This is a genomic window from Gimesia alba (genome assembly GCF_007744675.1).
In the GTDB taxonomy this organism is placed as follows: Bacteria; Planctomycetota; Planctomycetia; order Planctomycetales; family Planctomycetaceae; genus Gimesia; species Gimesia alba.
On sequence record NZ_CP036269.1, the window covers coordinates 2,063,297 to 2,075,665 of the forward strand.

The window sequence follows — 12,369 nt, forward strand, 5'->3', positions numbered from 1 at the left end:
ATGTTATTTGATCCAATGGCTATGAAATCTGGTTTTTCCACACCGCCACTCAGTCGCCGTGCGATGCTGGGGCAGAGCGTGCTTGGCTTTGGTGCGCTGGGGCTGGCCTCTTTGCTGGCGGAAGAGGGATTGCTGTATGCCGGAGATGGGACGCCGGCGGTAACCGGCAAGAGTCATTTTCCTGCGACCGCGAAGAGTGTGATCTTTCTGTTTATGTCAGGCGCACCAAGTCAGGTTGATACGTTCGATCCGAAACCACTGTTGACGAAGCTGGAAGGAGAGCCGGTACCTGCCAGTATTGCGGCGCGGGTGCCGAACATTCCGCGGGCGGGACTGGGATCGAAGTTGATGGCCTCGCCTTTCCAATTCAAGCAGTATGGCCAGAGTGGGATTCCGGTATCCAATATGTTTCCCGAGACCGCAAAGCTGATCGATGAAATCTGTGTGATGCGTTCGGTGAATCACCGTGTGCCCGTGCATGGTCCGGGTGAATGTATCGCGCTGACCGGTTCGGCAATCGGGGATCGGCCGAGTCTGGGAGCGTGGATGACGTATGGACTGGGAAGTGAGAGCCGCGATCTGCCTGGTTTTATTTCAATGTTATCGAATAGCAGCGGTCCGGCTCCACAGACGCCGGGCTGGGGTAACGGGTTTTTACCGTCGCGGTATCAGGGCACGCTCGTGGATGGGAAACGCGGGATACCTTATACGAAGATGCCCGCCGGTTATTCACAGGGAAATCGGCGTGAGCAGCTGGACTTTATCAAGTGGATGAATCAGGAACATCTGGCCCAACTCGGGCAGGATTCAGAGCTGGAAGCGCGGATCGCATCTTATGAACTGGGCTTTCGACTGCAGACCTCGGCACCGGAAGTTTTTGATCTGGAAAGCGAATCGGCAGAGACCGCAAAACTGTATGGATTGGATGACAAGCCGACGGCGGAATTTGGTAGACATTGTCTGATTGCCCGCCGGCTGGTGGAGCGGGGCGTGCGAGTCGTTCAACTGCGCAATGGCGGCTGGGATGCGCATGGGGCGATCAAAGCCAATCATACCAGGCGGGCGAAGGCCACGGATCGACCGGTGGCGGCGCTGCTACAGGATTTGAAACAGCGAGGGTTGCTGGAAGAGACGCTGGTGATCTGGGGGGGCGAATTCGGACGCACGCCAACCACGGAAGGGAACGCCTCGGGGGATAAGCGCGGCCGCGATCATCTGCCAACGACGTATTGCATGTGGATGGCTGGCGGCGGCGTGAAAGGGGGACAGATCATCGGTCAGACGGATGACCTGGGATATACGCCAGTGGAACGGCCGGTCTCACCTGCGGACTTGCATGCCACGTTATTGCATGCATTGGGACTTGATCAGCACAAACTGTTTTACATGCATAATAATCGGAAAGAGATTGCCACGGTGCTGGGAGGGGAAGTGATTGGTGAGGTGTTTGGGTGACAGCTGCCTGAGGCCAAATATCAGCACTGTTGGGCAAGCCAACAGTGCCACCCCGGAACGCGAAAAATGCGATTTTATAGCTGGTATTTATCAAAATGTGAGCGGCATGGCGCTAGCCACCGGTATCGAAACACAAACCAGCGCACCTACCGGCGGCTAGTAACTCCGCTCTTAAGTTCGTTCCTACCAGAAAGTTTTTTTACGTTGTTTCCCTGTTTTTTGTAGACCACCAGATTGCTGGTGACAAAAATGCTCTTCCGAGGTTTGATGAGGAATCTCACCTCGCCCATCAGAACCAGGGAAGAGCAATGTCAGGCAAGGCTGCCCATATTGAATTGACGTCGAGTATGCATCAGATTTTATCGCAACTGGCTGCGAGTCGGAATGCCAGCCGGGCAATTATTGTGCGAGCCCGGATTATTTTACTCGCATTCAACAAGCTTGATAATCAGACCATCTCAGACACTGTCGAACGCTGCCCTAAAACGGTCGGACTTTGGCGGCGTCGCTGGCGGGACTCCTATCAGGCACTCCTGCAGATGCAGTTCAATCTCAACCAGAGTGCCTTCCAACGGGCGATCATTGATACCCTCAGCGACGCGCCCCGTAGCGGATCGCCAGGACGTTTTACTGACGAACAGATTACGGGACTGATTTCACTGGCCTGTGAGAAGCCCCAGAACAGCGGGCGACCAGTGACCTCCTGGACGGGAGCCGAACTGGCCGACGAAGCACAACGGCGTCAACTGGTCGATTCGATTTCCGCCAGCCATGTGAATCGGATCTTGCGTGAAGTGAATCTGAAGCCTCATCGCAGCCGCTACTGGTGCAATACCACCGAGAAAGATCCTGAGCTGTTTCAGCGGCAGGTAGAAACGGTCTGCCGAACTTACCATGAGGCGCCACAGTTGTATGACCAGCGAAGAACTCACACGGTCTGCATTGATGAAATGACCAGCCTGCAGGCCAACGAACGGCGGGCTGAGACAAAACCGCCACGTCCCGGACAATCGGCCAGGGAAGAGTTTCAGTATACCCGTCATGGCGCTGTGTGCGTGACAGCCAACTGGCATGTGGTACAAGGACAACTCTTGGCCACGACGATTACCGAAACGCGCGACAACCACGATTTCGCCCGTCACATCGCGCAGACGATCGCCACTGATCCACAGGCAGGCTGGGTGTTCGTTGTCGACAATTTAAACACGCACTGCGGCGCGCCACTCGTCGAATTGGTAGCGCAGCAACTGGGAATCAATCCGGCCCATCTGGGAAAAGTAAAACGGCAGGGTGTGTTGAAAACAATGACCAGTCGGCGTGCGTTCCTGACCAATCCAGCGCATCGCATCCGCTTTATTTATCTGCCCAAGCACAGTTCCTGGTTGAACCAGATCGAAATCGTATTCGGCATCATTAAACGTCGGGCACTGCGTCGAGGCAGCTTCACCTCCAAACAGGACCTGATCGAAAAACTGCAGAACTTCATTGAATACTTCAACCAGCACATGGCCCGTCCTATGCGTTGGACCTACACCGGACACCGCACAAAGCAGCAGCAGATCGAACGCCCACGCACCTGGAGAGAACTCCGGAAAACCAGGAAACAATGGCAACAATTCGCCGTGGTGGGAAACTATTTGTAAGCGGAGTTACTAGCGCCGAGCCGCTCACAGTGGGTACGCTTTCACAAGCACTGTTGGGCAAGCCAACAGTGGCACACGCCGCTTTTGAAATAAAAAAATGACACGTAGTTATCAGGAGTATCAATTTCGTTCAGGGATTATTGTTTGTTTTAGATTAGTGAAGGATAAGTCATGCGTTCTTTTAGAAGAGGTCGAAAGGGTTTTACTCTGATCGAATTGCTGGTGGTGATTGCCATTATTGCGATTCTGATTGCGTTATTATTGCCGGCTGTTCAACAAGCACGGGAAGCGGCTCGTCGCAGTACCTGTAAAAATCAACTGAAACAGATCGGTCTGGCGTTGCATAATTATCACGAAACACATCGTATTTTTCCTCAGGGGGGATTTGGCCAGTCGATCGGTTCAGGAACTTCTGCCAGTACGGCGAATAATGTGAGTATGAGTTTTCTGGTGATGATCCTGCCGTTTGTTGATCAGGCGCCGATGTATGAATCATTTAATTTGAATCGGGGATATTCCTATTCCGCAAATCGACAGGTCTGCCTGAATGTGCCCCCTGTTTATCTTTGTCCCAGTTCCAATAAAACACATTCAACTCATACCAGCGAAGTCGTGGGGTCTGCGCCGATGTATGCTTCGCATTATGTCGGCAACATGGGGCCAGTCGGAACGAATGCCACGACTTCAGCGCCTTATCAGCTGGAGTGTGAAAATCCGTCGTCCGGGACTTCAGTGCCGAATTGCCGCAGCGGGAATGATGTTTCCAATATGGGCGTGCTGGGAGGTCCTCGATCGAATGTACGATTGCGGGATATTCTGGACGGAAGCTCGAATACAATTATGGTCGGTGAAATGTCGGGGCACAAATATCTGACCGAAGCCATCGCACCGCGAGGCTGGAATCGGGGTTGTCATAATGATTCGTGCGGCAGCAGTAAAAATGTCAAATTCGGGATCAACGTACACGGTTTTGTCTCTGGCGAGTTCAACAATATGAGCTTTGGCAGTGTTCATGAAGGGGGCTGTCATCTGCTGATGGGCGATGGCAGCGTGCATTTTGCCTCTGAAAATATTGACATGAATGTGTACCTCGCGACCGCCAGCCGCGAAGGGGGCGAAACGAATACGCTGGAATTCTAATTGACCACTAAACTGACATCTCCCGTGAACGTTTGCGGGAGATGTTTTTTGATCTCTTTCTCAATAGATCGTTTGTCGGATGGGGAATATGAACAGTCTGAAGCGTTACATGGTTGTATTCAGCGGGATTGGTTGTCTGTTGCTGGCAGGTTGTAGTGCAGGGAGCAGCGATGTCACGTTATATGATGTTTCCGGCACCGTGAGTTATAACGGGAAACCAGTTCCCTTTGGCTCGGTCCTGTTTATTGCCGACGCCGATGAAGGCAACGCGGGGCCACAGGGAGTCGCGGAGATTAATGACGGCAAATTTAACACGGCAGAGGCAGGCCGCGGTGTGGTCGGCGGCGCGTACAAGGTGATTATTAAGGGACGCAGTGTGCGTGCTTCTGCTGAAGATGATGAAGGCCAGGGAGCCGAGCCGTTGTTTGCCGATTATCAGACGGCGGTGGTTTTTCCGGAAGAGAACACAGAGCAGAAATTCGAAGTTCCGGAACGGCAATCAAAGCCCGGTGTAATATTGGAAGAGTAGAAGCACCAGTATGATTTTGAGCTTTTTTAGTGAATAAAACTGGTGTGAAGGAGTGATTTCTCAAACACTGTTGGGCAAGCCAACAGTGCCACCCTGGAATGCGAAAAATATGATTTTATAGCTGGTATATAATGAAAAATGAGCGGAATGGCGCTAGCCACCGGTATCGAAACACAAGCCAGCGCACCTACCGGCGGCTAGCGCCGACCCGCTCACAGTTGCAACGCCTATCGTTTGGGGAGAATGATTACAGATCGAACTTGATGCCCTGCGCGAGGGGCAACTCCGTTGAATAGTTGATCGTATTCGTCGTGCGGCGCATGTAGGCTTTCCAGGCGTCGGAGCCGGATTCGCGGCCGCCGCCGGTCTCTTTTTCGCCGCCGAATGCGCCGCCGATTTCTGCACCGCTGGGGCCGACGTTGATATTCGCAATACCACAGTCAGAACCGGCGGGAGAGAGGAACTGTTCTGCCTGCCGAATGTCATTGGTCATGATCGCAGAGGAAAGGCCCTGCGGGACGGCGTTGTGCATCTCGATCGCTTCATCGAGCGTTCGATACCGCATGACGTACAGAATGGGGGCGAAGGTTTCCTGCTGGACGATGTCGGTCTGCCCGGGCATTTCGACAATCGCGGGATGCACGTAGCAGCCGTCTGCATATTCTGTTTCATCGATTTGATGTCCGAAATGGACGATGCCACCTTGTTCTTTGGCGGTTTTCAATGCGTGCTGCATGGTATCGAGTGCGCGTTGATCGACAAGCGGTCCAACGAGTGTACCGGGTTCAAGCGGGTTGCCGATAGGCAATCGCTGGTAGGCGTTTTTCAACGCCGTCAGTAGTTGATCGGCAATGCTTTCATGCACGATCAGACGCCGCAGACTGGTGCAGCGCTGACCGCAGGTCCCGACGGCAGAAAACAGAGCCGAGCGGACTGTCATTTCGAGGTCCGCCGATTCGGTGACGATCATCGCGTTGTTGCCACCCAGTTCGAGCAGGCTGCGTCCAAGACGCTTGGCAACGGTCGTAGCGACCGCCCGACCCATGGGAATCGAACCAGTGGCTGAAATCAGCGGGACATCATGGTGTTCGGCGAGGGCGTTGCCGATCGTGGCATCGCCGATGATCAGATTCGAAAGACCGTCGGGGGCTTCCGGGAAATTTTGTGCAACCTGGTTCACAATCTGTTGGCAGGCAATCGCACAGAGGGGCGTTTTTTCGGATGGTTTCCAGATGACGGTATCGCCACAGACAAACGCCAGCATGGCGTTCCAGGCCCAGACGGCGACAGGGAAGTTGAAGGCACTGATCACGCCGATGGGGCCGAGGGGATGCCATTGCTCCATTAAGCGGTGTCCCGGTCGTTCGCTGGCGATCGTTTTTCCATAAAGCTGACGGCTTAAACCGACTGCGAAGTCGCAGATGTCGATCATCTCCTGGACTTCGCCGAGTGCTTCCTGGGTGATCTTGCCGGCTTCCCAGCTGACGATGGTCGCTAGATCGGCTTTGTGTTCCCGCAAAGCTTCGCCGAGCAGACGGACGAATTCTCCGCGACGGGGTGCGGGAACTTCGCGCCACTTCAGAAAGGCACTCTGTGCGGTATCGACCACCAGACCGACATCGCCGAGTGTGGCTTCGTTGAACGTGGCCAGCGTTGAGCCGTCGATGGGGGACTTACCTGATAGCAGTTCGCCTGCGCCGGTTTGCCATTTCGTTCCGACAGCGACCGCCGCGGGTTGATCCGCCACGCCGATACGTTGTAATGCTTCATGGATGGAATGAGTCATCGTTTTGTTCCCTTGATGAATGTTGATTAATCCAGGGCAAAGGTTTCTGTTTCATAATAACAGCCGAAACGGTTGTTGATAAATTGTTCGAAGGGAATCTCTTCCTGTCGGATCAGGCCGGTGCCTTTGATCTGATTTTGTTGCACCAGATCGACGACGGCACAGATGCCTGCGCCGGTGGTGAGCTGAATGCCACTCCAGACTTCGCCGTTGATTTCCTGTGCGTATAGTTTGCGCAAGTCGCTTTTTTCGACGAACTGTCCGTTGCGATTTCCCCGCACCGTGCAGAACACAATCACGACATCCTGAAAGGTGACGGGAATCGAGTGTTCCATGATATCTTTGAGCAATTCGCGACGCTCACTGAGCCGCAGGTCTCGCAACAAGAATTTCATTAGCTGGTGGTGACCGGGATAACGGATGGTTTTGTAATTCAATTCGCGAACATGACCGTCCATCGTTTCGCAGAGCGTTCCGAGTCCTCCCGATGTGTTGAAGGCTTCATAGACGTTGCCGTCGAGGGTGAACTGTTCCAGGCCTTCCAGAGGCAGATGATTTTTGATTTTATGTCCGTGAATCACTTCACAGGGATTACAATATTCATTGATCAGTCCGTCGGTGGACCAGGTCAGATTGTAGCCGAGCGCGTTCGTTGGATGTTGCGGCAGCGCGCCGACGCGCATCCGGACGGTATCAATTTCGTCAAACCATTTCATGACATGATTGGTGACGATGGTCACAAAACCGGGGGCGAGTCCGCACTGGGGCACAAAGACCTGACCGGGGCTGGCGTCGTCGGCGATCTCTTTGACCGCGGCGGTGGTCTGTCGGTCTTCGGTGAGATCGAAGTAATTGATACCCGCTTCCTGTGCGGCGCGGGCGACTCCCGGATTCTCGCGAAAGCTGAGCGCAGAGATCACGGCGGTGCAGCCTTGCATCAGGTGAACCAGTTCGGCGTGCGAGTCGGCATTCAGCACGCGTGTTTCTGCGGTGGGAATGCGTTGTTGTATTCGTTCGAGGGCAGCGGGAACACGGTCGGCGATTCGCAGTTGATAATCGCCTGACCTGGTGAGCAGCGAGGCGATCATCCGTCCGATTTTTCCCGCACCGATTAATAAGATCGTTTGAGACATGGCAGGTTCTCCAGACAGGGATGAAAGATGTGATATGATAGAGGGAACCTCTACACAATTATATACGCCGAAAACTGCTTTTCTGATTGAGTTTCTGTTTTGGCGTGATTTCGCGTATTAATGGAAGAGTGGCGTCTTGACTTTCAAACGGGCCACGAAACAATAGGGTTATAAGGAGATAAATTATGACCAGCCAACAACTTGCGACTTTTGATTGGAAACGCTATCCCGAGACAGCCGCGTTCCTGAACGAGCGGATTGATGCGTTTTGTGCACAATCCCCACGTATCAAACAATTTGCGCAGGATTTGCAGACGAAAACCGGAACTCGGCTGATTGACTGGGTCGATCATTTTGAATTGCACTGGTCCGATGAACTGGAACAGACACTGATCAGCCTGGGTTATGAAGCGGCCAGCGGTTTAAAGTTCAAACTGTTCCAGCATCCGGCGGCACATTTTCCCGCCATTCAGGCGAGCAGTGGGGAGTCGGAGTCACTCTATGTGCGCGTGGATTCGGTGGTTGACTTTTTAGCCATCCATCAGTGTGCGCTGGAACTTCCCATTGAAGGAGCCCCGGGTGCCGCCGTGCGTCAGCGACTGGCATTTCATGAAGACGGAGTCGAACTTCACGTCATTGAACGACATGGCGTCCGCATCGACGCGGTGAAGAAGCAGCCTGAGGCAGATTTAAAAGACCTGCTCTATCATGCTCAGGCCTTTCATTTGCGCAAGCGGGATTTTGCCGGCGATGTGGACGGATTTGAACATGCCGAGTCGATGATTCGCGTCGCCATTGAAGATCTGGGAGTCGACCGGACGTGCGATCTGTTTTTCGCAGCTGAGCGGGCATACTGGCAGCAACGGAACGCGGTCGCCCGCATTCAAAAAACGCGGCAGGATTTGCTGGGCGTCGGCTGGGCGAATCACGATCATCATACGTATCGCTCGAGCCGAACACATTTCTGGCGATTGATCTCGCTGTTGGAACTGCTCGGTTTCCAATTGCGCGAACGGTTTTATGCGGGCAAAGAGGCAGGTTGGGGCGCGCAGGTGCTCGAACATCCGACGACCGGCGTGGTCATTTTTGCCGACGTGGATCTTTCTCCCGAAGAAGTCTCGCAGGACTTTGCGCATGAGCCGCTCCCCGAATTGAAGGAACTGGGAACGGTGGGGCTCTGGTGCCGTCTGCACGGCGAAGCCTTTCTGCAGGCGGGCATGCATCACCTGGAATGCCTGTTTGATTTTGATGCCGCCCGCGATCAACTGGCGGACGAGAACGACGTGAAGACGATGAAGCCGTTTACCGATCTGCCGCACCTGCGTCAGGCATTTACAGCGGGGGAAATCTGGCCAGTCAAAGAGAGCCGGATTCAGTCGTTGCTGGATGACGGCCTGATTACCGATGAAGAAGCAGACAAATTCCGCACGAAAGGAGCCATTGGTTCGCACCTGGAAATTCTGCAGCGGGAAGAAGGCTTCAAAGGCTTTAATCAGTCGGGGATCAATGACATTATTCTGGAGACGAATCCGTTGAAGATGCAGACGTGACAGGGAAGTGAGTTTTTTTTGCTACCACGAAAAACACGAAAGGTCACGAAAAAGACCCAAGTTGGGTGGCACTGTTGGCTTGCCCAACAGTGTTTGAGAAAGACATCCTTGGCAGGAAAAGTAAGTGTCGGGTGGTCCCGAATGTAATTCGGGATTGCCGGAGGCAACAGGAAGTGGCAGTATGAATGAAGTACGTTTCAAGAGCGTACCTCATGCTCAGTACTCTGTTGTAAATTCTATGCGTGGGCTGTGACCTCCTGCTCGCTGCGCTCGGCCCGAATTGCATTCGGGCTTACCCTTTCTTTTCTTTAAGCAAAGTCAGACTTCAGGCAAGACCCAAGGGGCGCGCCATTCTTCGCGGCCGCGGAGCTGGTTGGCTTCTTTGTCGTTTTCGAAGGTTTCCGTTTTCGGATCGAGGACCAGTGTGCGGCCGACACGGGCGGCGATGTTGCCGGCGTGGCAGAGGACGGACGCGGGGTGCCCGACCGTTTCCAGATCACAGGCTGGTTTGTTGCGGGTCTTGATGCATTCAATGAAGTTCTGCACATGGGGTGCCGCAACGCTGTCGCCTTTGACTTCTTTGATCAGTTTGCCGCGTTCGCCATACACGCGCCAGCGGCTGTTGCCGATGGTCATGTGGGCTTTGTCGCCGTAGATGACAGCGCCCTCCGATTCGCCGTGATAGTGGTAGGGAGCCCAGATCCGCATTTCATAGGTGAGGATCTTCGGCGTTTTGCTCTGATATTCGTAAGTCACCTGCAGCGTATCGGGCCATTCCTGCATGTCGTCGAAATACCATTTGCCCCCGGTCGCGGAAATTTTGGTGGGGAGTGAAATCGCTGCGTCCCCCTGTGCTTCGCAGGCGGCGTTGAGTGCGGCGAACGCCATGTCGAGCCGATGCACGCCGTCATTACCCAGGTCGCCGGTGCCGTAATCGTGGAACCAGCGCCAGCGTCCGTGAAAACGATTTTTATTGAAGGGGCGTTTTTTCGCCGGGCCGAGCCACATATCGTAATCGACAGTTTCTGGAGGTGTGCCATCGGGTGGATAACCGATGTTGCCTTGCTTGGTGCTTTCCCAGGCTTTGGCGACAAGACAGCGACCGAGGGCGCCACTGCGGATATAGTCGAGCGCCGACTTGAGCCGTTCGGTGGAACGGTGCTGTGACCCCAGCTGCACGATGCGATTGTGTTTTTTCATCGCGGCGACCATGCGTTGGCCTTCGATGATATTATGCCCGTCCGGTTTTTCGACGTAGACGTCTTTCCCGGCCTGACAGGCGAGGATGGTGGGGATCGCATGCCAGTGATCGGGCGCGCCGATGACGATGGCATCGAGGCTCTTATCATCAATCAGACGTCGAAAGTCTTTGACGACCTTGGGCTGCTTGCCTTGCAGCTTAGTCACGGTATCGACGGTGTTTCCCAGGCGGGCGGAATCGACTTCGGCGATGGTCACGATTTCTGCATTCGGATTGGCGGCGAAATATTGATTCAAGGCCGAGGCACGACCGCCGGCACCCATCACGCCGACCCGCACGCGTTCGCTGGCGGAGGCTTTGGTAACCTGTTCGAGCGAAAGACTGGCCAGACCGACGGCGGAACCCTGTAAGAATTTTCTGCGATCTATGATTGCATATTCCCGTGTTTGAAAAGTCGCGGCGTGAGGGATGAATAGATCAACGAACTTTTATTATAGAAAATGGAGAGTGCAGGGCAAAAGAAAACTTGCAGAGGAACACATTTTTTTGCTACCACGAAAGGCACAAAAACACACGAAAAAGATCCAAGTTGGGTGCCACTGTTGGCTTGCCCAACAGTGCTTAAGAATGGCATTCTTGGCGGGGGTGGTACCGGATGTAATCCGGTATTGCCGGAGGCAACAGGAGGTGGTAGTGTGAGTGAAGTAGGTTTTAAGAGCGTACCTCACTCTGGAAACTGCAATTCCTGGGAGACTCTATTGCGAATTGGATGCGTGCGCTGCAACCTCCTGCTCGCTGCGTTCGGCCCGAATTGCATTCGGGCTTACCCTTTCTTTGGGACTGTTGTTTCTGGATCCATTGGGCATATGAAACGGATTCGTTCCTCGCTCGGCGGGTCTGCACAGAGACCGACCCCTACCATTTAAGAAATCGTGCTGGTTTAGCCTGTGTCCAGGTTTACTGTTGTGTCTCCAAGGCTGTTTGGACCGAGTAGATTAGAATGAAGCACGCTATGGTTAAATGTGGCGCGCTCTGGAATCCCATAGGTGGTTTCAACTTCTCATTTACTATTTTCTTCTTCTTCTTTTTCTTCCTCTACCATCTCGTGGTATTTCTGTTTGATTTCGTTGATGTCAACGGTGGGTTCGGGGAACTGCATGTTGAGGGACTCCAGGGTCTCAGCGACGATGTGTGAGATGGCCAGATTGCGGAACCATTTGTGGTTGGAGGGGATGATAAACCAGGGGGCGTGTTCCGTGCTGCATTTGCTTAAGGCGGCCTCGAAGGCCTGGGTGTACTCGTGCCATAAAGGGCGTTCGGCGTAGTCGCTGTCACTGATTTTCCAGTGTCGTTTGGGGTCGTCGATCCGTTTTTTAAAGCGTTTCAGTTGTTCTTCTGCGTCGATATGCAGATAGAATTTCAGGATGTGAGTGTTGTTGTCGTGCAGCAGTTTTTCGAAGTGGTTGATGTGTTCATAACGTTTGGACCAGACCGCCTCAGGAACCAGATTGTGCACGCGGACGACCAGTACGTCTTCATAATGCGAGCGGTTAAAGATCGCGACCTGGCCTCTTTCCGGTGTGGCACGGTGGTAGCGCCAGAGGAAATCGTGGGCCGCTTCAGTGTGTGAAGGGACCTTGAAACCGGTGACCCTGCAGCCTTGAGGATTCATGGCACCCAGCACATGTTTAATCGTGCCATCCTTTCCTGCGGCGTCGCCCCCCTGCAGGCAGATCAAGAGCGAACGCTTGCCTTCAGCGTACATCAGGTATTGCAGCTCCTGCATTTTTTTCTGATATGCTTTGATCTCGGTCGAAGCCGTTGCGCGGGATTTTTGCCCATCTTTATAGCCCGCGTCGATCTGAGACAGATCCACTTTACTCCCCGGTGTCACGCGAAATTGTTTGCAGTAATCCATGGTTAAGTTACCTC

General features: G+C 53.8%; 9 protein-coding genes. 5 read left to right on the forward strand and 4 right to left on the reverse strand.

Going from position 1 to position 12,369, the window contains the following annotated elements:
• From Pan241w_RS07905 to Pan241w_RS07920, 4 genes are all read left to right on the forward strand, one after another.
• Complete coding sequence (locus tag Pan241w_RS07905; protein ID WP_145213449.1) at positions 1-1,455, forward strand: DUF1501 domain-containing protein; 1,455 nt, start codon at positions 1-3, stop codon at positions 1,453-1,455.
• 308 nt (positions 1,456-1,763) lie between these two features.
• On the forward strand, positions 1,764-3,098 hold the full coding sequence (locus Pan241w_RS07910; RefSeq protein WP_145213453.1) for an IS630 family transposase: 1,335 nt from the start codon (positions 1,764-1,766) through the stop codon (positions 3,096-3,098).
• 171 nt (positions 3,099-3,269) lie between these two features.
• Positions 3,270-4,238, forward strand: a complete 969-nt coding sequence (locus Pan241w_RS07915) for a DUF1559 domain-containing protein (RefSeq protein ID WP_145213456.1) — start codon at positions 3,270-3,272, stop codon at positions 4,236-4,238.
• Between the two features lie 109 nt (positions 4,239-4,347).
• A complete protein-coding gene (locus tag Pan241w_RS07920) occupies positions 4,348-4,767 on the forward strand; it encodes a hypothetical protein (protein WP_198000393.1) in 420 nt (139 codons plus the stop codon).
• A gap of 247 nt (positions 4,768-5,014) precedes the next feature.
• Here Pan241w_RS07920 and amaB read toward each other — a convergent pair whose 3' ends face one another.
• Both amaB and Pan241w_RS07930 read right to left on the reverse strand, forming a co-directional pair.
• Positions 5,015-6,553 (reverse strand): L-piperidine-6-carboxylate dehydrogenase, encoded by a 1,539-nt coding sequence (amaB, locus tag Pan241w_RS07925; protein WP_145213464.1) that lies wholly within the window; start codon positions 6,551-6,553, stop codon positions 5,015-5,017.
• A gap of 26 nt (positions 6,554-6,579) precedes the next feature.
• Complete coding sequence (locus Pan241w_RS07930; protein ID WP_145213467.1) at positions 6,580-7,686, reverse strand: saccharopine dehydrogenase family protein; 1,107 nt, start codon at positions 7,684-7,686, stop codon at positions 6,580-6,582.
• Between the two features lie 185 nt (positions 7,687-7,871).
• On the opposite strand from Pan241w_RS07930, the gene Pan241w_RS07935 reads away from it, so the two are divergent.
• Positions 7,872-9,236: a hypothetical protein gene (locus tag Pan241w_RS07935; RefSeq protein WP_145213470.1), complete on the forward strand. Its 1,365-nt coding sequence runs from the start codon at positions 7,872-7,874 to the stop codon at positions 9,234-9,236.
• Between the two features lie 318 nt (positions 9,237-9,554).
• Here Pan241w_RS07935 and Pan241w_RS07940 read toward each other — a convergent pair whose 3' ends face one another.
• Positions 9,555-10,775, reverse strand: coding sequence for a Gfo/Idh/MocA family protein (locus Pan241w_RS07940; RefSeq protein ID WP_315940506.1), 1,221 nt, complete (start codon positions 10,773-10,775; stop codon positions 9,555-9,557).
• Positions 10,776-11,497: 722 nt separating this feature from the next.
• On the reverse strand, positions 11,498-12,355 hold the full coding sequence (locus Pan241w_RS07945; protein ID WP_145213476.1) for a polyphosphate kinase 2 family protein: 858 nt from the start codon (positions 12,353-12,355) through the stop codon (positions 11,498-11,500).
• Positions 12,356-12,369: the final 14 nt, after the last annotated feature.